The sequence below is a fragment of the Neobacillus sp. DZ-9 genome, assembly GCF_059587065.1.
In genome coordinates, this window is the sequence record NZ_JCAIOL010000014.1 from 108,501 (window position 1) to 131,354 (window position 22,854).

Annotated in this window: 24 protein-coding genes; 21 read left to right on the plus strand and 3 right to left on the minus strand. The window is 38.6% G+C overall.

Annotated elements, in window-relative coordinates:
- The first annotated feature begins 18 nt into the window (after positions 1-18).
- Positions 19-888 (plus strand): YitT family protein, encoded by an 870-nt coding sequence (locus AC59HZ_RS27610; RefSeq protein ID WP_496549004.1) that lies wholly within the window; start codon positions 19-21, stop codon positions 886-888.
- Positions 889-1,086: 198 nt separating this feature from the next.
- Here the strand turns inward: AC59HZ_RS27610 and AC59HZ_RS27615 are convergent, their stop codons facing one another.
- On the minus strand, positions 1,087-1,338 hold the full coding sequence (locus tag AC59HZ_RS27615) for a sigma-G-dependent sporulation-specific acid-soluble spore protein CsgA (RefSeq protein WP_496548969.1): 252 nt from the start codon (positions 1,336-1,338) through the stop codon (positions 1,087-1,089).
- 82 nt (positions 1,339-1,420) lie between these two features.
- A complete protein-coding gene (locus AC59HZ_RS27620; RefSeq protein ID WP_496548970.1) occupies positions 1,421-2,134 on the minus strand; it encodes a class I SAM-dependent methyltransferase in 714 nt (237 codons plus the stop codon).
- 246 nt (positions 2,135-2,380) lie between these two features.
- Between AC59HZ_RS27620 and AC59HZ_RS27625 the strand changes: the two genes are divergently transcribed.
- Positions 2,381-2,938, plus strand: a complete 558-nt coding sequence (locus AC59HZ_RS27625) for a YkoP family protein (protein WP_496548971.1) — start codon at positions 2,381-2,383, stop codon at positions 2,936-2,938.
- Between the two features lie 95 nt (positions 2,939-3,033).
- Positions 3,034-3,303, plus strand: coding sequence for a hypothetical protein (locus AC59HZ_RS27630; RefSeq protein ID WP_496548972.1), 270 nt, complete (start codon positions 3,034-3,036; stop codon positions 3,301-3,303).
- 27 nt (positions 3,304-3,330) lie between these two features.
- On the opposite strand, the gene AC59HZ_RS27635 is transcribed toward AC59HZ_RS27630, so the two are convergent.
- A complete protein-coding gene (locus tag AC59HZ_RS27635; protein WP_496548973.1) occupies positions 3,331-4,212 on the minus strand; it encodes a VanW family protein in 882 nt (293 codons plus the stop codon).
- 143 nt (positions 4,213-4,355) lie between these two features.
- Here AC59HZ_RS27635 and AC59HZ_RS27640 point away from each other — a divergent pair, with 143 nt between their 5' ends.
- The 18 genes from AC59HZ_RS27640 (at position 4,356) to AC59HZ_RS27725 (ending at position 22,836) form a co-directional block, all read left to right on the plus strand.
- On the plus strand, positions 4,356-5,333 hold the full coding sequence (locus AC59HZ_RS27640; RefSeq protein WP_496548974.1) for an alpha/beta hydrolase: 978 nt from the start codon (positions 4,356-4,358) through the stop codon (positions 5,331-5,333).
- 65 nt (positions 5,334-5,398) lie between these two features.
- Positions 5,399-6,511: a L,D-transpeptidase family protein gene (locus tag AC59HZ_RS27645; RefSeq protein WP_496548975.1), complete on the plus strand. Its 1,113-nt coding sequence runs from the start codon at positions 5,399-5,401 to the stop codon at positions 6,509-6,511.
- Positions 6,512-6,664: 153 nt separating this feature from the next.
- Positions 6,665-6,859, plus strand: a complete 195-nt coding sequence (locus AC59HZ_RS27650) for a hypothetical protein (RefSeq protein ID WP_335443644.1) — start codon at positions 6,665-6,667, stop codon at positions 6,857-6,859.
- A 222-nt stretch (positions 6,860-7,081) separates the two neighbouring features.
- A complete protein-coding gene (locus AC59HZ_RS27655; protein WP_496548976.1) occupies positions 7,082-7,834 on the plus strand; it encodes an SDR family NAD(P)-dependent oxidoreductase in 753 nt (250 codons plus the stop codon).
- A 37-nt stretch (positions 7,835-7,871) separates the two neighbouring features.
- Positions 7,872-9,485 carry a long-chain-fatty-acid--CoA ligase gene (locus AC59HZ_RS27660; RefSeq protein ID WP_496548977.1) on the plus strand — a complete coding sequence of 538 codons (1,614 nt, stop codon included), beginning with the start codon at positions 7,872-7,874 and terminating at the stop codon, positions 9,483-9,485.
- Between the two features lie 129 nt (positions 9,486-9,614).
- Positions 9,615-10,181: a TetR/AcrR family transcriptional regulator gene (locus tag AC59HZ_RS27665; protein WP_496548978.1), complete on the plus strand. Its 567-nt coding sequence runs from the start codon at positions 9,615-9,617 to the stop codon at positions 10,179-10,181.
- 117 nt (positions 10,182-10,298) lie between these two features.
- On the plus strand, positions 10,299-11,078 hold the full coding sequence (locus AC59HZ_RS27670) for an enoyl-CoA hydratase/isomerase family protein (protein WP_496548979.1): 780 nt from the start codon (positions 10,299-10,301) through the stop codon (positions 11,076-11,078).
- A 56-nt stretch (positions 11,079-11,134) separates the two neighbouring features.
- On the plus strand, positions 11,135-12,211 hold the full coding sequence (locus tag AC59HZ_RS27675) for a phosphotransferase family protein (protein ID WP_496548980.1): 1,077 nt from the start codon (positions 11,135-11,137) through the stop codon (positions 12,209-12,211).
- 12 nt (positions 12,212-12,223) lie between these two features.
- Positions 12,224-12,994 carry an SDR family NAD(P)-dependent oxidoreductase gene (locus AC59HZ_RS27680; protein ID WP_496549005.1) on the plus strand — a complete coding sequence of 257 codons (771 nt, stop codon included), beginning with the start codon at positions 12,224-12,226 and terminating at the stop codon, positions 12,992-12,994.
- 23 nt (positions 12,995-13,017) lie between these two features.
- Positions 13,018-13,797: an enoyl-CoA hydratase/isomerase family protein gene (locus AC59HZ_RS27685; protein WP_496548981.1), complete on the plus strand. Its 780-nt coding sequence runs from the start codon at positions 13,018-13,020 to the stop codon at positions 13,795-13,797.
- A 9-nt stretch (positions 13,798-13,806) separates the two neighbouring features.
- The gene (locus AC59HZ_RS27690) at positions 13,807-14,781 is read left to right on the plus strand and encodes a quinone oxidoreductase family protein (protein WP_496548982.1); all 975 of its coding nucleotides are present in this window, start codon (positions 13,807-13,809) and stop codon (positions 14,779-14,781) included.
- Positions 14,782-15,007: 226 nt separating this feature from the next.
- Entirely contained in the window at positions 15,008-15,709 is a 702-nt protein-coding gene (locus AC59HZ_RS27695; protein ID WP_496548983.1) for a winged helix-turn-helix domain-containing protein, read from the plus strand.
- Positions 15,681-17,108, plus strand: a complete 1,428-nt coding sequence (locus AC59HZ_RS27700; RefSeq protein ID WP_496548984.1) for an ATP-binding protein — start codon at positions 15,681-15,683, stop codon at positions 17,106-17,108. Before AC59HZ_RS27695 ends, AC59HZ_RS27700 begins: the two co-directional genes overlap by 29 nt.
- A 143-nt stretch (positions 17,109-17,251) precedes the next feature.
- Positions 17,252-18,652, plus strand: a complete 1,401-nt coding sequence (locus AC59HZ_RS27705) for a S1C family serine protease (RefSeq protein WP_496548985.1) — start codon at positions 17,252-17,254, stop codon at positions 18,650-18,652.
- Between the two features lie 44 nt (positions 18,653-18,696).
- Positions 18,697-19,110: a hypothetical protein gene (locus tag AC59HZ_RS27710; RefSeq protein ID WP_496548986.1), complete on the plus strand. Its 414-nt coding sequence runs from the start codon at positions 18,697-18,699 to the stop codon at positions 19,108-19,110.
- A gap of 81 nt (positions 19,111-19,191) precedes the next feature.
- A complete protein-coding gene (locus AC59HZ_RS27715; RefSeq protein WP_496548987.1) occupies positions 19,192-19,326 on the plus strand; it encodes an RAxF-45 family protein in 135 nt (44 codons plus the stop codon).
- 150 nt (positions 19,327-19,476) lie between these two features.
- Positions 19,477-21,351, plus strand: a complete 1,875-nt coding sequence (gene abc-f, locus AC59HZ_RS27720; RefSeq protein ID WP_496548988.1) for a ribosomal protection-like ABC-F family protein — start codon at positions 19,477-19,479, stop codon at positions 21,349-21,351.
- A gap of 159 nt (positions 21,352-21,510) precedes the next feature.
- On the plus strand, positions 21,511-22,836 hold the full coding sequence (locus tag AC59HZ_RS27725) for a Na+/H+ antiporter NhaC family protein (RefSeq protein WP_496548989.1): 1,326 nt from the start codon (positions 21,511-21,513) through the stop codon (positions 22,834-22,836).
- Positions 22,837-22,854: the final 18 nt, after the last annotated feature.

Below are 22,854 nucleotides of genomic sequence, written 5' to 3' on the forward strand. Positions count from 1 at the left end.
GAGCAGCAGACTGCCATCATGGAAAAGATACAACACCGAAGATTGACAAAGAAAAAGATTTTTCAGCGAATATTGTTAATAACCATTGGTGCTATATTAATGGCAGTCGGACTTGAAATTTTCCTCGTACCAAACAACGTTATTGATGGTGGTATAACCGGCATCTCCATCATGCTATCGTACCTTACTGGCTGGAAAATCGGTATTTTCCTATTTATTCTAAATATCCCTTTTTTCTTTATTGGCTATAAACAAATCGGAAAAACCTTCGCTTTATCCACGCTTTATGGAATCATCGTTCTTTCCATTGCAACCACATTGCTCCATCCAGTCCCGGCGTTTACCCAAGATATTACCTTGGCAACTGTTTTTGGAGGTGTTGTCCTCGGTATTGGAGTAGGTATTGTAATTCGGTACGGAGGTTCTTTAGATGGAACCGAAATACTGGCTATTTTATTTAATAATAAACTGCCATTCTCAGTCGGCGAAATTATTATGTTCTTCAATCTTTTTATCCTTGCGAGTGCTGGATTTGTTTTCTCGTGGGACCGTGCTATGTATTCACTGATTGCCTATTTTGTTGCTTACAAAACGATTGATATTACGATTACAGGTCTTGATGAATCCAAATCAGTGTGGATCATAAGTGATAATGCCAAAGAAATCGGCGATGCAATTTTAAGTCGTCTTGGCCGTGGTGTTACTTATATCAATGGGGAAGGTGCCTATTCAGGAGATGATAAGAAGGTTATCTTTTGCGTCATCAACCGTCTGGAAGAGGCAAAATTGAAGGAAATAGTAACCGAAAATGATCACAGTGCCTTTTTAGCTGTTGCAGATATTGCTGAAGTCAGAGGCGGAAGATTTAAGAAGAGAGACATACATTAAAGCCTCCATAAATTCAATTTTTTTCAGAAAAAAATATAAGTTATTGTAATTTTCTGATATTTAGTGTCGTATTATGGTGAATAAGGTAGAGGTTAGTAATCAGGTTTTGTCGTACTATGCGCTTACCTCGGAAATAAATAGGCGAAAAATGAAATATTTACTAAAAAGATGGCATAGATCTATGCCATCTTTTTAGTATCAAAGTAATAGTTCATACACTTCATTTAATTGATAAGCTCTTTTTTCGTCCTGTTCCTCTTTTGCATAGTTGATTTCTTTTGGAAGAATGTCATTTAAAAAATTAATTTCTTTTTGGTTTAAATGCCTTACAAATGCTCCCTCTGATGAATAGTGACCTTCCGAAAGCTTATGATACAATTGATTACCCGGAGAGTGCTGGTCAGTATAATTTGATAAAATTTCCCTAAGATACCCCAATGTTTTATCCACGTTTGTCACCCATCCTTTCAATAGCTTATTTTTCGTCGAGAATTTTTTTATATACACTAGAACTTGAAAGAATGGGGAATAGCTAATTTTTGGAGCAAGTAATAATCCTATAACTTAATATGTCCTGATATTTAAGTACAATATGACCATGCTGGTTTAGAATTTGAAATAATTCGGGTTCGAAGTTTTTGGAGAAATTAAATTCTGCTCCTTGGTTTCCATGACTCAAACTAAATTTTTTTTGTTTTAATTTTATATTTATAAAACCAGTACTTTCTAAAAGTCTTTTCCAATCTTCCTCAAGCAATATTGAATCCAAAGCGTAAAAATTTTTAATTTCCATTTCGTCTTGTGGGGATAGTTTTTGGTTGATTGTCATTTCATTTGCAATGAGTCTTCCGCCTTTTTTTAACACCCTATAAAATTCTTTAAGAGCTTCAGGTTTATCAACAAAAGCTAAAACAGATTCACAAATGATAAAATCGAAGGTATGATCCTCAAAGGGAATTTTTTCTATTGAGCCTTGGATTACTTGAATAGGCATCTGCAAGGTCTGAAACCGATTTTTTGCTTTTTCAATCATAATTGGATTGATCTCCAATCCAAATACCTTTGCCTTATACTGCTGATATATATAAGCCGCTGTCTGTCCTGTGCCGCAGCCAGCATCCAAAATGATCGAATCCTTAGTAATCCTTTCGTTTGAAAGGAGATCTGTTGTTAATTGGATTCCTCCAGGATGGGCTCCGCCAACTCCAAACTTGGCCAAGAAATCTAAATATGTTAGGCCTCCCATAGACACCACCTAGTTATCTTTTTTGCATAATATGTAAATAGGAGGAAAGAGGTTCATTTTAATGGTATAAAGGATCGATTTAACAATAATAATATTATGTAAACAAAAGCTGTTTATATTTTCTATAATCCCCATTTACCACGGAATTTAGCATTTTCAAATTTTTCTCACATAACCTTATATTACCATATTAAAAACCAATATTCATTTTCTCCCTATGGATAAGTTAGAATGGAGTGTAAGAATATGTATGTCCGTCTTATAATCATTTGGATTTGGAAGCTTTTAGATCCACTATTTTATCAATTTTCCCGTTTACACTATATAAATGATCAATCTGTATTTCGAGTTCGCATTACAAAATACAAAGGGGAAAAATTCATTCTTTCAGATGGTACAGTCATTGCCAAAAATGATTTCCTATTAAAAATTCATTTACATAATGTTCAATTACTAAGTGAATTTTTAAAAATAAAAAATGAACTTTCCAGAGCAAGAAAAATTTATACGAGGGTTTTAAGATCCATGCCATTGCTGGCAAGTTATTTAATGGAGCATCCTGAGGAAGAGAAGATTAAAGGGATTATTGGAATTACGACTATAAATAAGGGGGTAAAATCGTTAGGCTTTGAGTGTTTTTCACCTTCAAGTCGATGGTATCGGTCCTATAAAAAATTAGGCCAGCTTCCAATCATGTTTCTTTCTAATTCCTCCTCAAAATCAAATACACTTACCTATTTATTTTTATCTAAGGACATTCTATATGAAAAATATGGAAAAAATCTGCCAAACATTAACAAATAAGGCTCTGTTTGCTCATCATATTCAAATCAAAAATGCACAAATTAAGCAAATGGAAGGGATATTCTCTTCTATAACATGCTGAAGGAGTGCTGATAATGAAAAGCTTAAGAAACCAGCCTTTTTTCAATTTGTTTATGCCTAAACGGAAGAGCAGGGGGGCCATGTGGGCATCTCTCGTAGGCATAGGCTTGAGTGCTGCAGTACTTGGAGTAACAAGAGGAAAGCGTAAAGATATGGCACTTCCAATCCAAAATGCTGTAAAAAATATGGTTCCAAAATTTAGCAACATAAACAGGATGGATACTGCTGCCTTAACGGAGTTCTCGGAAGAATTGTTAGAAAGTGCATTAAATAATAAACGTTAAGTAAAAAGTCCGCATTTTGCGGACTTTTTAATATGGAGGATTTGGAACTTTTCTGGGGATATGATCTACGCTTTCAGAAGAATAGACCTTTATGATTAACCATCTGCCAAGCGTTCTTGCCCTAATTAAAACAGGCTGATTGTACTTGTTTTTAAATCCAAAATCTGGTCCATACCAGCTTACCGTAGCATCCCGGCCTGGAGGAATATACGGAACCTTGCGAGTGTGAGAGAATCGTTCAACAATTTGAAGCCCGGCATTATCTACGGCATTAAAAAGAGTGGATGATACTTGGCAGATTCCTCCGCCAATATCCTCTGAAAATTCTCCTCTTACAATTACAGGGGCACGCTTGTAGCCGCGCGCAACAGTCCGTTTACCTACCACTTTGTTGAAGGAAAACGTCTCGCCAGGAAAGACAACATAATTATTAATCGCATCTGCCGCTAACTGAATATTGGTGGTACGGTTGTTATTATGCGGATTGAAGGAAGTAACATAGCGGCCGATTCGCATCCTCCCGATGTTTTCAAGTAATTCGCTATCCACCTTTGGATAGAGAGTTGACATGGGTATTTCTAGTCTAGTTGGGCTTTGATCAAAAAAATAAGTATAAACTTGTTCAGTAAAAGCTTGGCGGTTAATTTGGTACCCAACTTTTTCTGAGTGAATAATACCATGCTGGTCTAGATAGGCATTTTCTGGTGCGATAGAAAATTGGTTATCAAGTTGATTTAAAAACTGGTTATATTTTTTCATATCCACAATCGGTAAATCTATGTATGGATTGGTAAAGTCTAAATGATTAATATGGGAAACAGGCTGACCATCTTTTGTAATGAGTAAACTAATTGGAGCGTTTACTTGCTGGGCTAACAGCATACCTCCAAATATCCACGATAAAATCATTATCCCTTAACCTCCTCATTATAATATAAGTCGAAAATTATCATTTCATGTAACAGAATGGAAGTGATGGAAAATTTAAAAATTTCCAATTTTTTCTTTACAAGTATCAAAAAAAACTAAAGTACGAATAGGGGGATGTAAAAATGACAATTAGGGAAAAGGAAGTAACAATACAAAGTGGAGCAGCATTAAAGGGAACTTTATGTTTACCGGAAAATCTTAAAGAAAAAACCACAGCGGTGTTAATCATTACGGGGTCAGGGAAATTGGACAGAAATGGTAAAGTGAATAAGAAACTCGATTTGAAGCTTTATCGTCAATTAGCGGAATATTTATCCTCGATTGGTTTCATTAGCCTAAGGTATGATAAGCGAGGTGTGGCCGCTAGTGAAGGAGACTTTTTATCAACAGGGCTGTGGGATTTAGTTGATGACGCCCAAGCAGCTGTTAAATTTTTAAAAAACCTTCCTGAAGTGGACGCTGAGAAAGTAATTGTATTAGGTCATAGTGAAGGAGCGGCTATTGGCACAGCTTTAGCCCCTATAGAAGACCTTGGAGGATTAATTTTACTTTCTGGTGCTGTGGAAAGATTGGGTGAAGCGTTAAAGAGACAAAGAGATATAGCCACGGAGGACATAATCAACGCCAAGGGCTTTCAAGGATATTTACTTCGTTTACTTGGAGCACATAAAAAAGTGGAAAAACAAGCACAAAAGTTTCTAGAAAAAATCCTAAACTCAACTGGAGATGTAATGAAGCAAAATTTTGTAAAAATAAATGCGAAATGGATGCGTGAACATCTATCCTATAATGTCCGTGATGATTTGGCAAAGGTTTCTTGCCCGATTCTTGCCATAACAGGGGCTAGGGATATTCAGGCAAATCCAGAAGTGCTAAAAGATTTACCACTTTATGTTAAAGGTGACGCACAATATTATGTCGTTGAAAATATGGGACACTCCTGTAAATATATAACAAAATCCTCTACTATTTTTTCGATTAAAAAAGATCTTCCGGTAGAAGCCGAATTGCCAGTTCATCCAGAATTGTTAAACTTGCTGAAAACGTGGCTATCCGGTCAATTTGTAAGCAATCCAAAAGTAGAAACAGTTATTCATTAATCATAATTATTTTGTTAGTATTATATAGTAGTAGAGTTTTTAGTTAAGATAGGTGGTAACAGAAAGTGAGAATCAGAGTCTTATTGATGTTTATTTGTGCATTTCTTATTATTAACCCCATTTATCCAAAGGCGGATGTAGGTGACGGAACCCATTATACAGGCTGGCAATATAATAATGGCAAATGGTATTTCTTTGGAAGCGATGGTGTCATGCGACATGGGTGGGTAAATGATGAGGGAAAATGGTATTACCTCGATAGCAACGGAGTGATGAAAAAAGGCTGGCTTCAGGATAAAGGTAAATGGTATTTTCTTGATGCTAGGGGAGTCATGCAGACCGGCTGGCTCCATGATTCGGGAAAGTGGTATTTTCTTGCCAATGACGGAGCCATGCAAATGGGTTGGGTGTTTGATAATGGAAAGTGGTATTTTCTCGGGGAAACTGGAGCCATGCAGACTGGCTGGCTTTACTACAATAACCGCTGGTACTATTTAAATCCATATGGAGCGATGCAAACAGGATGGGTTTATGTGGGCAGATGGTATTATCTTAATCAAAATGGCAGCTGGATTCCCAATACGATTGCCGATCAGTTTACAACGATTTCAGATAACAATCAACTTATCCTCGTAACCGCAACAGGATATAACACGGTTAAAGCAAAAATCCGGACCTTTGAAAAAATAGATAATAAATGGTATGAGAAATTAACCGTCGATGGGTACATTGGGAAAGAAGGATTTGCCACCGTAATGAGTGAAGGTGCGAAAAAGTCACCAAGAGGAAAGTATACGATAGGAACAGCATTCGGCCGATATCAAAACCCGGGAACTAAGCTCCCGTACCGGCAAATCACTCCAGATGACGTTTGGGTAGACGATTCCACGTCTTCACTATATAACACTTGGCAAAAAGCTTCTGAAAATCAGGGACGATGGAGCAGTGCTGAAAAAATGGATGTTTCGGCCTATAACTATGGCTTTGTCATTAATTACAATACAACGGAAAGAATTCCAGGTGCGGGTTCAGCCATCTTTTTTCATGTAGCAAGCAGCTATACACTTGGATGTACTGGGACGGCGCAAGCAAATGTGTTATCGATTTTAAGATGGCTAGATCCTGTAAAACGCCCAATTATCATCCAATCTCCAGAAAGTGAATTAAACCAATATTAAAAGTTCTATTAAAGAAGAGGGGCTAAAAGACTAGCCACTCTCTTTTTTTGGAAGGATAATGAAAAATTTGTAGAAATATAGTATAGTATCATCAGATATCATTTAAATAGAACCGTGCTAGCAATATGCTAACAGAAGATAGGAGTGCTTACCTTGAGCGAAAGCGAAAGAATTCAATTAAATGTAAGAATTTCAAAGGATACCTCAGCAAAGCTGGATGAAATTGTTGAGTATTACCAACAAGGCTTAAAGCTCGGTAGAATTTATAAAGGCGATGTATTAACGGATATAATTGAAAAATCGTATGAAATTATGAACAAGCAAAAGAAAGGAATAAAGAGATTTTAGCAGCCAATGGGTCGAGACTTTTCATGATTCTCGACCTTTTTTAGTACACTGAGTTGAATATTAACAGTAAATTTATTAGAATATTTAGAAAAGAATTTGAATATTTAAGTTTTGAAGGTATAATTAAATCACAACATACCAACCGGTTAGTACAATGGTAGGTATTTTTGAACACGCTTACATATTAAACAAGTAATTTTGGAAAGAAAGGGTGGAGATATTATGAGATTACTAGGAAAAACAGCAATTGTGACCGGTGGAGGGGGCGGAATTGGACGCTCAACCGCAATCCTTTTTGCAAAAGAGGGTGCTAATGTAGCAGTTGCCGATATCGATTCACAGTTGGGGGAAGAAACGGTCAGCCTGATAAAAGAGGCAGGCGGCGAGGCCATTTTTGTCAAAACGGATGTTTCTGATTCAGGTCAAATTAAAGACCTAATCAACATTACTTCAAATGCCTATGAAGGCCTCCATATCATTTTCAATAATGCAGGTATTGGCAATTCAGAGGTAAGAAGCGTTGAGATTACGGAAGAAGAGTGGGATAGAGTAGTCGATATAAATTTAAAAGGAGTTTTCTTGGGGATTAAGTATGCTGTTCCAGAGTTAATCAAGGCGGGCGGCGGTGCGATTATTAACACTTCTAGTTTATTAGGGTTAAAAGGTCAAAAATATATGGCCCCGTATAATGCATCAAAAGCAGGAGTTGTGGTACTTACCCAAAATGCGGCCCTAGAGTATGGAAAATACAATATTCGTGTAAACGCCATTGCACCGGGAGTAATCGATACAAAAATCATTGACAACTGGAAGCAAAATGAAAGGAAATGGCCGATTATTTCCAAAGCGAATGCTCTTAGAAGAATCGGGACACCTGATGAAGTGGCGAAAGCAGTTTTATTTTTAGCATCAGATGAAGCATCCTTTGTTACAGGAACAACTCTTTCTGTTGATGGTGGAGGTCTAACCTTTTAACAAGATGGACTATTAATAAATTTCTGGAGGAGAAATTATGACACAAGCAAATACATGGCTGGCACAATATCCTGAATCCATTGTAAAAACGATTGAGTTTCCAAACAAAACAGTAAGTCATATTCTTCAAGAAACTGCTGAAAAATATCCAACAAATAATGGTCTATCTTTCTATGGCAAAAAGTTTACTTATCAGGAATTAAACGAACTTGTTCAATCTTTTACTTCTGCTCTTCAACAAAATCAAGTTCAAAAAGGCGATCGAGTAGCGATTATGCTGCCTAACTGTCCTCAATATGTAGTTTCCTATTATGGGGCACTTACTGCTGGGGCAATTGTAACGCAGGTGAATCCAATGTCGGTTGAACGGGAGCTTGAATATATCCTGAAGGATTCAGGTGCGGAAACCATGATTGTTTTAGATGCTCTTTATCCAAGGGTAAAAAGCGTTCAAGCCAGAACTAGCTTGAAGAATATCATTGTTGTCAGCTTACAGCCTGCAGGGCAGGATTCTGCACCGGATCGGAGCTTTGAAAATTTTTTGACAGAAGGAAACGGCAATGTCCTCCCCGTTGAATTTGAACCAGAGCATGATGTGGCAGTTCTTCAATATACAGGAGGAACCACCGGCAGATCAAAGGGTGCCATGCTAACACATAAAAATATCCTAGCCAATGTCATTCAGTGTTACGAATTTTTTAAACATGAATTTCAAATTGGAAAAGAACGTTGTTTAACAGTTATTCCTCTTTTCCATGTTTTTGGTATGAGTTCGTGTATGAATCTTTCAATTTATACGGCATCTGAATCCATTATGCTTCCACGTTTTGATTTAGAAGAGGTATTAAATACAATTAAAAACGAACAGCCAACGACTTTTCCAGGTGTACCAACCATGTATGTAGCGATCACAAACCATCCGCGTGCAGAGGAATATGGAATCAGCAGCATTAAAACATGCAACAGCGGAAGCGCACCAATGCCGATTGAACTGATGCGCGAATTTGAAGGCAAAACAGGTGCAAAAATATTGGAAGGATACGGGCTTTCAGAAGCATCTCCATCCACTCACTGCAACCCTCCATTCGCGGACAGAAAACCTGGCAGTGTTGGAATTGGAGTACCTTCCACCGAATACAAAATTGTAGATTTGGAAACGGGGACGAATGAATTACCAGTTGGAGAACTTGGAGAAGTAATCATCAAAGGCCCGCAAATTATGAAGGGATATTGGAATATGCCTGAAGAAACAGCCAATACTTTAAGGGATGGCTGGCTATATACAGGCGATATCGCTAAGGTTGATGAAGAAGGATACCTTTATATCATTGACAGAAAGAAAGATATGATTATTGCGAGCGGTTATAATATTTATCCGCGAGATATTGAAGAGATACTTTATGAACATCCTGCTGTCCAAGAAGCAGTTGTGATTGGGGTCCCAGACCCATACAGAGGCGAAGATGTAAAGGCTGTCATCGTCCTAAAAGCCGGTAAAAAGGCTACAGATGAGGAAATCAGGCAGTATTGCAAGCAAAACCTTGCAGCCTATAAAGTTCCACGTATTGTAGAGTTCCGTGACCAATTACCTAAAACAGGTGTCGGTAAAATCCTTCGCCGCACTTTAAGGGAAGAAGCTTTAAGTAAATAATGCCTACAGCTTAATAATCCAAATGAATGTCTAGGAAAAAAAACTATTTATTCAAAGATGGATGATAAAGGAGAGATAGAGAATATGGTATAATTTCTAGTAGACATTTAAGATTGCGAGGACAATAAGGTGAAAGAGAAAATAACAGAACAAAGCATTCGATTATTTGAAAAAAAAGGGTTTAGTGAGACATCGATTCAAGATATCGTAGATACTCTTGGGGTGACTAAGGGAACCTTTTACTATTATTTTTCTAGTAAAGAAGAACTATTAATGGATATCCATCTTGGTTATATTGAGGATTTACTGAATCGACAAGAAAAAATCATTCAGGATAAATCCAAGACATATAAAGAAAAATTATTTGAAGTTGTATACATGCTTATCTCGGATATTGAGACAAGAGGATTGGCAGCAAAGATATTTTTCAGAGAAATGAAAAATATAAGTGAAGACCGCCGGGCCATCATTATTCCAAAACGAAATGAATTCAGATTAAACATTGAAGAGTTAATCAAGTCTGGAATGGAGGCAGGGGAATTTCGCCATGATTTGAATGCAGCGATACTCGCCTTCGGCATACTCGGGATTACCAACTGGAGTTACCATTGGTTTAATCCAGAGGGAAATTGCTCAGACCGTGAAGTTGCTGAGATTTTTGTCGAAATGATTTTAAAGGGAATTCAAATAAATTGACGAAAAATTGAGAGAGGGTTTTATAAAAGCAATACCCTCTCTTTTTAGCAAAGTTAACATACTAACTGGTTAGTATTGATTGAATTTTAAATTTTCAATGAAGGAGTGAATCTTTTTATGGGACAATATATTACTGTTGAAAAAGAAAATAATATTGCGATTGTTACATTGAATCGCCCTCCGTTAAATGTGTTAAGTAAACAGGTTTTTCATGAATTGCACCTTGCGTTTCAAGAATTGAAGGATGACTTAGAGGTTGTAGCCGTTTTAGTGACGGGTGCAGGCGATAAGGCATTTGCTGCTGGAGCGGATATTAAGGAATTTCCGCAAATGATGGGCAACCCAAATATGAAAAAAAATGTACGGAACAGTCATATTGCATTGAATTTTATTGATGAATTTCCAAAGCCAACCATTGCCATATTAAATGGACTAACTTTTGGGGGCGGCTGTGAGCTGGCACTAGCATGTGACATCCGAATTGCCGAGGATCACGCGCAAATTGGACTGCCTGAAATCAAACTTGGCTTGTTCCCTGGCGGGGGAGGAACCCAGCGACTTCCTAGATTAGTTGGAGAAGCGAAAGCAAAGGAATTAATGTTTACAGGCGATCCGATTTCTGCACAGGAAGCCGAAAAAATCGGCCTTGTCAATCGTATTGTCCCAAGCGGTGAAGGATTGACTAGTGCAAAAGAATTGTCAAAGAGAATTTCTAGGCATTCATTGCAGGCGCTTTCCCGCATAAAAAAATCAGTTGATGAAGGGTTAAACCAGTCCCTGACAGAAGGGATCGAACTTGAGGCTGCTCTATTTGCAGAGATTTTCCAAACAGAGGACATAAAAGAGGGAGTACAGGCATTTCTAGAAAAAAGAAAACCTGTTTTCCAGCATCGCTAAGCAGAAAAAATATGTGCTGATAAGTCTGAATTTTCTAAAATGCAAGGAGGGAAAATATGCCTCAACAAATGAATAAAGATACCATTCCTGTTCGAAAAGGGGAAGAATTGAATCTTACTGTTCTAGAAAAATATTTACATGAGAATATTAAAACTTTACCAAAGGCGCCCTTGGAGGTTTTGCAATTTTCTGCCGGCCACTCTAACTTGACCTATCAATTAAAAATGGGGAATTGGGAGGCGGTCTTGCGCCGTCCTCCACTTGGGCCTGTTGCACCAAAAGCTCATGATATGGAGCGTGAATTTAGAATTCTATCCGAGCTTAACCCTATCTTTTCTGCTGCTCCAAAGCCAATTCTCTTTTCAGATAATCAGGAAATTGTCGGGAGTACCTTTTTTATCATGGAAAGAAAGAATGGAATTGTTTTAGATACTTCTTTCCCTGATGGTATAGAGGTATCACCAGAACTTTGCAAACAAATTTCTGAAATAATGGTTGATAATCTAGTGAAATTGCATTCTCTTAATTACAAGGAAACAGGTCTTACTGAAATTAGTAAGCCTGATGGGTTTATGGAGAGGCAAGTGCATGGCTGGATTGGGCGTTATGAAAGAGCAAAGACGGATGATATTGAACAGGTTGATTCATTAAAACTTTGGCTTGCTAATCATATTCCCAAACACTCTGAGGCTTCTATTATTCATTATGATTATAAATTGAATAATGCGATGCTTAATGCGAATTTTACCGAAATGGTAGGTTTATTTGATTGGGAGATGACCACAGTTGGAGACCCGCTTGCTGATCTTGGGGCGGCGATGAGTTATTGGAATCTTCCAGATGATCCAGAAACCTTGAAAAAGGGAGATGGCAAGAATCCAGTTACCTCCGTTCATGAAGGATTTTTTACCCGAAAAGAATTCATTGAGTTATATGCGAAAAAGAGTGGCAGGGATGTCTCTAATTTGCACTTTTATTTAACGTTTGCCTACTTTAAGCTTGCAGTCATTTGCCAGCAAATCTATTTCCGTTATAAAAAAGGGCAGACAAGTGACAGCCGATTTGCCAATTTAAATAATTACGTGAAAGGTTTAATTAAGCATGCAACAATGGTTGCTAATGAAGACATGTAGGAGGACTTGATGATGAGATTTTCACAAACCATTGCACTAGTTACAGGTGCAGGAAGCGGGATAGGCAAAGCTGCAGCGGTTAGGCTGGCTAGTGAAGGGGCCAAGGTGATCTTAGTTGGCAGAACGAGAAGTAAGCTTGAAGAAACTGCTGCTGAAATTAATCAAAAAAGCCGAATTCCATTAGCGGAGGTTTTTACAGCGGACTGTACGGATGCGGAGGATATCGAGGAATTAGCAGAATATGTCCAGCAGCATTATGGCGACCTTCATATCCTCGTGAATAACGCTGGAGGTTCTCGTCATGGAAATATTATGGAAATGTCAGAACAGGATTGGGACTGGGTTCAGGGAGTTAACCTGAAAAGCGTATTTCTCGTTTCAAAGGTCCTAGGAAAAATAATGGTCGATGGTGCAAAAAAAGAGGAGCATAACCGCGCTATTGTCAATGTTGCTTCCTTATCCGGACATCAAGCTGGGGCAGAGATTCCTCATTATAGTGCGGCCAAAGCAGGCGTCATAAATTTTACCAGAGCACTCGCATTAGAAATGTCACAATATGGAATACGTGTAAACTCAGTCTCACCGGGATTTGTTGAAACTCCACTAACGGAACGTGGTCTGCAAAATGATCGTTTTGTAAAAGCCATTCAAAGAAATACTGCATTAAAAAGAGTAGGCATCCCGGAGGAAATTGCCAATGTTATTGCTTTTGCTGCCTCAAGTGAAGCTTCCTATATGACGGGAACTGATTTGCTTGTCGATGGCGGATGGCTGATAAAATAAAAAACTGGAGAGGACGATAAAATTTGACTAACGAACATTTATTAATTGAAAAATTAGGACCTGTTTTATCATTAACTTTAAACCGCCCAGAAAGCTTAAATGCTTTTAGCCCTGAAATGATTTTAGGATTGAAGGATGCACTAAGGAATGCTCAAAATGATGAGGACGTACAGGTAATTATTTTATCTGGCTCAGGCCGCTCGTTCAGTGCCGGCGGGGATGTCAAAAACATGGGGCAAGCGAAGGGTGTCCAAGTCTATGAACATATCGGCAAGCTCAATGAATTGATTTTATTGATGAAAGAAACGGAAAAGCCGATTATTGCTGCAGTTCACGGCTTTGCCGCAGGGGCTGGTTTCAATTTAGCCCTTGCTTGTGACCTGATTGTGGCAGCAGATGATAGTAAATTTGCTCTAAGCTTTTCACAAGTAGGTTTGATTTCTGATGGCGGAGGTTCCTATCATTTGCCGCGCTTAATCGGGCCGCATCTCGCTAAACAATTTTTCTTTACAGCAGAGCCTATTCCTGCTGAAAGGCTCCATCAATTGGGGGTCGTTAATTTTCTTTTCCCACTAGAAAAACTTCAGGAGGAAACGACAAAGCTTGCATTGAAATTAGCACAAGGTGCAGGAAAAGCATTCGGAAAGCAGAAAAAATTAGTCGATCAAGCATTCACTGCCACATTAGAAGAAATTCTTGAGCAGGAGCGCCTAATTCAAGTGTTAATGGTTGAAACAGAGGACCATAAGGAAGGCATCACGGCCTTTAAAGAAAAGAGGAAACCAGCATTTAAAGGAAAGTAGGAATGTAGGATGAAGGCAGTTCAACTAACAGAATTCGGCGGACCTGAGGTACTTAAAATAATAGATTTGGAAAAACCGGTACCAAAAGGCCATGAAGTATTAATCGAAGTTAAGGCAATTGGAGTTAATTATGCGGATACGGCACGAAGGGAGGGGCAGTATGTCATACCTACTCCACTCCCATTTATTCCAGGTGCAGAAATTGCTGGTGTTGTTGTCGAAGTGGGTGAGAAGGTAACAAAAGTAACACCAGGTACACGAGTTGTAACCCTAATTGAATCAAATGGGTATGCAGAATTTGCGATAGCAGATGAACGGTCGCTTATTCCACTTCCGGAGCAGTTGGATTTCCGCACTGCGGCCGCCTTGCCTCTCCAGGGCTTAAGTGCCTACCATATTTTAAAAACGATGGGTCGATTAGAAAAAGGGGAAAGCGTCCTGGTTCATGCTGCAGCAGGAGGGGTTGGTACGATTGCAGTACAGCTCGCCAAGCTTTTTGGAGCTGGAAAGGTCATCGCAACAGCCAGTTCAGCTGAAAAATTAGAACTGGCTCGTGAAATGGGTGCAGATGTTCTTATTAATTATACAGAATCAGACTGGGAAAAGCAGGTGCTTGAAGCAACAAACGGAAAAGGGGTAAATGTTGCCCTAGAAATGGCTGGTGGGGAGATTTTTCATAAAACCGTGAGATGCCTCGCTACGTTTGGCCGACTTGTAATTTTCGGGGTAGCCAGCGGTGAACAGCCTAAATTTTATCCTTCTTCGTTAATGGCTAGAAATCAATCGGTCATTGGATTCTTTCTTCCGCAAATTATGAGAAAGCCAGAATTGCTGCAGCCAAGTTTGGTAGAATTATTGGCTTATTTAGGGCAAGGGAAGCTTAAACTTACAATTGGCGGGACATTCCCACTTGATGAGGCAGCCAAAGTCCATACTTTGCTGCAATCGAGAAAAACCCAGGGTAAATTGATTTTGGAACCGTAATGATAGACGTCAATGCAGAGGCATTTTTTGCCGGTGCACCAGCAAATGTTTTATAAAACAAAAGGCCTGGACAAAAGTCCAGGTCTATTTTTGATCTGAAAATATTAAAAAACTATGAACAAAGTATTAATTAGTAAAGAAGAATTGGGCAGAACGTTTGATATGTAACAAATTTCGATTACACTAGTAGAAAGACCAGTTTTTTAGGCAAGGAGATGACGTAATTTTGAAAATATTAGTGATAGAAGATAATAAAAGTGTCTGCTCGATGATTGAAATGTTTTTTGCAAAAGAAGGAATCGAAGGTGAATTTGTCAATGACGGCATTGAAGGGTATAACCGTTTTAAAAAAAGCACTTGGGATGCCTTGATTGTAGATTGGATGCTGCCTGGTATGGACGGTGTCAGCATTTGCCGCAAAATCAGAGAGGAAAAGTATACCGTTCCGATTATCATGTTAACGGCAAAGGATAGTGAGTCAGATCAAGTACTTGGTCTTGAAATGGGGGCAGATGATTATGTTACCAAACCATTTAGTCCACTTACATTAATGGCGAGAATTAAAGCGGTAACCCGCCGCTTTCAAGCACAAGTGCCAAATGAGCGTCATGATTTCCTGCAGACCGAACATTTTAAGGTGAATAAAACGACAAGAGAAGTCATTAGAGATGGCTCACAAATTACAAATTTGACTCCAAAAGAATTTGATCTATTGTATTATTTGGTGGAACATCCCCGCCAAGTTTTCTCAAGAGAGCAATTACTTGAAAGGGTTTGGGGCTACCAATTCTATGGTGATGAACGTACCGTCGATGTTCACATTAAACGGCTGCGGAAAAAGGTTGAAACCACCTCGCAGCTATTCTTCCATACTGTTTGGGGAGTAGGTTATAAATTCGATGACTCAATTAAAGCAGACGAAATTTAGGTATTTTTACCAGCAGTTTTTCAGCCATATCAGTATTATCATTGTCGCATTTTTAATATTGAGTATTTTGTTTGCCCACTATGTTGAAAATTTGGTGTATTCGAACAAAGCAGAAGAGCTGAGTTCATACGGTAAGGCGATATTAAAAGACATAAAAGAGAACCCATACGCAACCGACCAGACCATCAATAAATATAGCAGTGTTTTGGCAGCCAGAAAAATGAGCTTTAGTATGTTTGACCAGGATGGCAACTTATATTTGGTGAGTAAAAATGGTCCGACTATAAAAGGCTTATCGAAATCCGAATGGGAAAAAATAAAAAAGGGTCAGACAATCATCATTCCGATTGATTATAGAAGATTTGGTCAGGATGGAGTGACATTTGTCGTCTTGCCATATATAGAAAATAACAAATTTTATGGAGGAATTTTATTAACCTCTCCAATCAGCGGATCAAGTGCTATGATCCATCAAATTAATAAATTTTTATTATATACGATTTTAATTGCATTTGGTGTGTCTTTCTTACAAAGCTGGTTTTTGTCACGTATACATGTTATTCGCATCAAAAGGCTGCGGGAAGCTGCCTCACTTGTGTCTGCTGGACACTATCAGGTTCATGTACATTCTTCTAATTTTGATGAAATTGGAGAATTAGCCAATGATTTTAATCATATGGTGGATAAAATTAATGCTTCCATGGAGGAAATCGAAAGTTTGGAGAACAGGCGCCGGCAATTTATGGCCGATGTTTCGCATGAAATGCGTACGCCTCTAACCACCATTAGCGGTGTAGTTGAAGGTCTGAAAAATGATATGATTCCAGAGGAAGATAAGGAGCGGGGCATCAACCTCGTTAGTCAAGAGGCCAAAAGACTGATTCGATTAGTCAATGAAAATTTAGATTATGATAAAATTCGCTCCAATCAAATCCAATTATTTAGAGAAGACATCCAGCTCTTGGAAGTGCTCGAAATTATTCAAGAGCAATTAGACCTCCAGGCGGAGGAAAAAAATAATCAAATTGTCGTAGAGGCTGATCCGGATGTGTTTGTCAATGCCGACTATGATCGCTTAATCCAAATTTTGATTAATATTACCAAAAATAGCATCCAATTCACCTCGGATGGTACCATTTGGTTAAAGGGCCGCTACGAGGATGACTCCACGATTATAGAGGTGGAAGACACTGGAATTGGTATTGATCCAAGTGAAGTTGAAAATATTTGGCGCCGGTTTTATAAAGCTGATATTTCCCGGACCAGCAACCCATATGGAGAGTTCGGCCTAGGTCTTTCAATCGTAAAACAGCTGGTCCTACTTCATAATGGTGAAATTAATGTTACAAGTGAAAAAGGAAAAGGAACCAAATTCGTCATACAATTCAAAAATAATTAAAAAAAGCCTCGGCAAATGTCGGGGTTTTTTTATTTTTTTCTTATAATTTTCCTAAACTCGTTAAAGTTTGTTAATAATTTCTTAAGATTTGTCGTTTAAAGTGGAATTAAGATAAAGAACAAGCCCAAAGGAGATTGATGGAAATGGAATTTAAAGATACAAATGAATTCGAAAAAGATCAAACCCATTCATCAACTGAGAATGACAGTGCCGAATTACCAAATATGACAGAAGAACGAATCCAATCAGTGGACGCTACCTTCCCTGTGGAAGAACAAGAGTCAGCAGCATCAGAGGAAAAGGATGAGAATGTAGAAATCAAAGAAAATGTAATGGCAGATCAAACACGTGCAGCAGTTCAAACTGATAAAAATAAAAAAAGCTATGTAAAGGGATTTGTGACTACAATTGCCGCTGGTGTAATCGGATCGGTTTTGACTTTAACCATTCTGCCTCATACTGATTATCTAAAAAACTATTATGGTGCTGATCAGAACCAAGCTGTTACAGCTTCGAGCTCTAACACTCAGGTTAAAGAGGTATCCGCAAAGCCAACAGTCAAGACATCAGGTTCCATTGCGGATACGGTTGAAAAAGTATCGAAGGCGATTGTTGGAATTGTTAATTATCAGCAGCAGCAAAATAATTTCGACAGCACCAATTCCTCGCAAAGCGTGGAAACGGGCTCTGGTTCAGGGGTTATTTTTCAAAAAAATAATAATATTGCTTATATCGTAACCAATAACCATGTCGTAGAAGGGGCATCGAAGCTTGAAATTTCCTTATATGATGGTCAGAAGACAACGGCAGAGGTTGTTGGTACGGATGCCTTAACCGATCTTGCCGTCTTAAAAATTGATGCAAAATATGTGACGGCGACGGCTGACTTTGGAGACTCCTCGACATTACGTCCGGGCGACCAAGTATATGCGATTGGAAATCCGCTGGGGCTTGATTTGTCCAGAACCGTTACACAAGGTATTGTCAGTGCAACAAACCGCAGCATTTCCGTTTCGACCTCTGCCGGAAATTGGGATACAAATGTAATCCAGACAGATGCTGCCATCAATCCAGGAAACAGCGGTGGTGCTTTAATTAATCCAAATGGTCAAGTAATTGGTATCAATAGCTTAAAAATTTCTGAGAGCGGGGTTGAGGGATTAGGATTCGCGATACCAAGTAACGATTTGATTCCAATTGTGAATCAATTAATTAAAAATGGGAAAATTGAGCGTCCATACCTTGGTGTCGGATTAGCGGACCTGGATCAGGTTCCACAAATGTATTACCAGAACCTTCCTAATAATGTCAATAAAGGTGTGCTGGTCATGAATATTGACCCGAATTCAGCTGCGGCTCGAGCAGGATTCCAGCCGAAGGATTTAATCGTTTCCATGAATGGAACAGCAATTGCTAATTCCTCTGAATTAAGGAAATATCTTTATACGAAAGTGAAGATTGGAGATGAAATTAAATTTGAAGTGTATCGTGATGGAAAACTGCAAACCTTAAAAGTAAAATTATCCTCAAATACAACAGACTGATTTGAGGCAAATTAACACCAAAGATTTTTTTAAGAGGTGTGACAATGAATCGGGTTGGTAAATATGCAGCCAGTGAACATGCAGACGATATTGAGCTGATGAATATGGTGTTTGAGCTTCCTGAAAAGGATAAAATGCTAATGTGGTCAGAGGGCTATATTGATCTCGTGATTGAGAAATTACCGATTTATGCCCAGGATATTTTGGAGAATCGCAAGGAAAAGTGGGAAGATACCAAGATTTATTATGAAAAGCAGCTAAAACAAATTTTAAACGATGAAGAATTTAAGAATATAATGAAGGGCGAACGGAAGGAGTTCGCTCTTTTCGTTAAGGAGTGGTATCCTGAATTCAAATCACTGCTTTTTTTAATCTATGATGGGAATATTAAGGATAAGGATTTGCGGAAGTTTGTTTATCGGAGAAGATTTGGAACACGTAAAACGTATCTCCATTAAATCAGAAAATTTTGGCTTGCAAATCTTTAGGGAAAAAATTACAATGGAAATAACTTGATTAGAAACGGAGGTGGGGAAGAGATGAAACGTTCAATTTTTGCACGCTTGTTATGGCTTGAAGCCCTTAATATTTACCGTGCAATTTTTCATGAAGCAGTTTTCCAAGGGGGTAGTCTGCCCTTTTTTCGGAACTGCATAGTGACATTTGAACGATAACACATCTCTTAACCCACAATAGATCGGTATAAAGAGGGTGCAGACGCACTCTTTTTCTATGCCCTTTTATCAGCCGCGGGAGGAATAGATGCCCGTGGCTTTTTTATATTTAGATGTGTTCATCGAATTTTTAAAAAAAGGAGAATGAACATGATTGTTTGCAGTGTTAACCATATATCGAAATCGTTTGGCGGAAATATGATTTTTAAAGATTTATCCTTTGAGGTACATGAAGGCAGCCGCATTGGTTTAGTAGGCCGCAACGGCAGCGGCAAAACTACTTTATTAAAATTACTCGCTCAACAGGAAACTGTTGATGAGGGAATTATTCATTGGAAAAAAGGACTCAAAATCGGCTACTTGGCACAAATTCCTGATTTCGAGAACCTGAACGTTAAGGAAGTTTTGAAAACGGCTTTCGAACAATTAACAAAAACGGAAGCGAATTTAAAGCAATTGGAGCTAGAGATGGGGCAGGAAATGGCTCCAGAAAAATTACAAAGATTAATTGAGCAGTACGGAATGCTTCAGGATGATTTTATTTTAAATGGCGGCTACGAGATGGATGCACAAATGGACCGTGTGGCGAATGGCTTAAATATTTCGGATTTACTTGTGAAGCCTTTTTCACTTTTAAGCGGCGGTGAGAAAACGAAGGTTGGTCTTGGTCTAAGTTTATTGAAAAATCCAGAATTATTATTACTTGATGAGCCAACCAATCATTTAGATTTGATGGCTATTGAGTGGTTAGGCTCCTTCTTAAAGGATTACAAAGGCACAATTATTCTTATCTCACATGACAGGTCCTTTTTAGATGAAGTAGTAAACAAGGTTTTTGAAATGGAAGATGGAGAAATTGATTTATACCATACGAATTTTAGTAACTATGTCAAAGAAAAGGAAGAACGGCTGTTAAGAGAATTCCAGGAGTACCAAGAGCAGCAGAAGAAAATTAAAAAGATGAAGGAAGCCATTAAGCGGCTGCGGGACTGGGCTAACCGCTCTAATCCTCCAAGCGCTGCTCTTCATAAGCGTGCGACTAATATGCAGCGGGCGCTTGATCGCATCGAAAAATTAGATCGTCCGAAAATGGAAGTTAAGAAAATGGGAATTGATTTCGAAGCGAATGACCGGAGTGGAAAAGATGTCATTATCCTCGAGAATGTTTCAAAAAGCTTTGGCAGCCGCAGGCTTTTTGATGAGGTAAACATGCTTGTTCAATACAAGGATCGAACGGCAATTGTCGGTGAAAACGGGACAGGAAAGTCGACAGTTTTAAAAATGATTTTACAAGAATGTGAGGCGGATGATGGTGTTGTTAAGGTAGGTAGTAATGTGAAGATTGGCTATTTATCGCAGCATGTTTTTGCTGATATTGGCGATGATCAGCTGATTGATGTTTTCCGCTCTGAAGTCAAAGTAAATGAAGGCGAGGCCCGACACATTTTAGCCCGATTCTTATTCTACGGGCCTGCGGTCTTCCGCAAGGTAAATCAATTGAGCGGCGGAGAAAGAATGCGCCTTCGCCTTGCACAGCTTATGTACCAGGATATTAACCTTTTGATTTTGGATGAACCGACTAATCATTTGGACATTGATTCCTGTGAAGTTTTGGAGGAAGCACTTGAACAATTTAACGGCACTATTTTAGCTGTCTCCCATGATCGTTATTTTCTTAACAAACTGTTTAATAAAATTTATTGGCTTCAGAATGGGACTGTCCACTTTTTCGATGGGAACTATGATTGGGCAAAAGAAAAGCTGCCTGCCTTCGTATGTGATTCAGCCGTTTTCACTGTTCCATCTCCTCCTTTGAAAAAAATAAAAGAAATTGTAAATGAAAAGCCGAAAAAGTTGGATGACCTTGAAGAAATGATCGAGCAAATCGAAATGAATATCCATTTGTTACAAAAACAAATGGAATCAGAAAGTGATCTTTCTTTACTGCAAAGGATTTATTCTGAATTAGAGATGCTAGAAAATGAGCGTGAACAGCTCTATCAGAAGCTGGATGAAGTTGTATAACATCAGCCGACTGGTGAAGAATGTGCAAGTGTATATACAACCGTTGCTTGAGCCGTTTTTAAAAGCGGCTCTTCTTTATGTTATGGAATAAAGGCTTCTCTAAATAAGAAGTTTTCCGTATAATTATGGAGGGTTTTCTTTTTAAAGGTGGTCTTAAAAATGGTTTCTAATTTTTCTATCTTCCAAGTTCTTTTTCTGCTGATCACGACGATTTTAGGGGTGATCTGTTCCGTCATTTACCATCAGCCGCTCGTTTTCGGTTTTATGCCAGGGTTTCTTGTTTTGGTTTATTTAGCAATCCAAAAAGGAATGTCAATAAAGCAAACACTAAAAATTAGTTTTCACGGAGTTTACAAAACGAGAATTGTCATCATCATTCTTTTCCTTGTTAGTTTTTTACTTCCGTCCTGGTATCTATCGGGAACGATTGGTCAAATGGTAAATGTGTCTCTTAACTTTATTAATCCGCAGCATTTTTTGGTTCTCTCGTTTCTTGTTGCTCTCGTCTTCTCGATGCTTCTTGGGACAACTGTTGGAACTTTAAGTGCCATTGGAGTCCCGATTTTGGGTACAGCGATGGTTTTGCACTTACCTATAGAAGTTGTGGCGGGAGCATTAGTCTCAGGTGCTTTTGTAGGGGATCGGACTTCGCCATTTTCTAGTGCCCATCAACTTCTATCTCACACTGTTGAACTGACTGTTAAAAAGCAATGGAAGTCCATGCTTTTGTCAACGGTAATTGCTGTCCTCGTTTCCTTTTGTTTTTATGCATTCTTCGATTTACAAAGTTATGGGGATGGCAAAATTAATCCGGCGCATTTCGACTGGAATCAGCTTTCTTGGATTAAGTTTACCCCACCATTGGTGTTAATCATATTGGTTCTTTTTCGAATAAGTATAATTTATGCATTTATATCTAGTATTCTATCGGCAGCCGTTATTGCTTTTTCTGAGGGAACTCATTTTTCCAAATTAGTAAATGCCTTTTGGCATGGCATTGATGGCCTTGGCGGCGGTTTAATTCATATGTACGAATTGCTGCTGTTTCTGGCTTTGGCAGGTGCATATAATGGCTTGTTAGAGGAATTGAATGTCATACAGCCTTATTTAGATAAATGGCTGAAATCCTCAAGGTCCTTACTAGGCGATACTGTAAAAACACTGATCGCAACATTGATCATCACATTCATTGCGGCCAATCAAACACTCCCTATCATTTTAACTGGGAGGTCCTTTTTACCACATTGGTCTTCTAAATACGGTAATGAAGAATTAGCAAGGGTAATGGGGGATACGACGATGCTCTTTCCGGGCATGGTTCCATGGAGTGTATTAGCTATTATGTGCAGCACAATTGTCGGGATTCCGTTACTTGGGTATTTACCGTATGCAATTTTTTTATGGATTCTGCCCATATTAACGATCCTTCTTTCGATTGTAAAGCAATATCGCAAATCGAAGGAAAAGCGGATAGTTGCTGCTTAAACGGAGTCTCTACGGGGC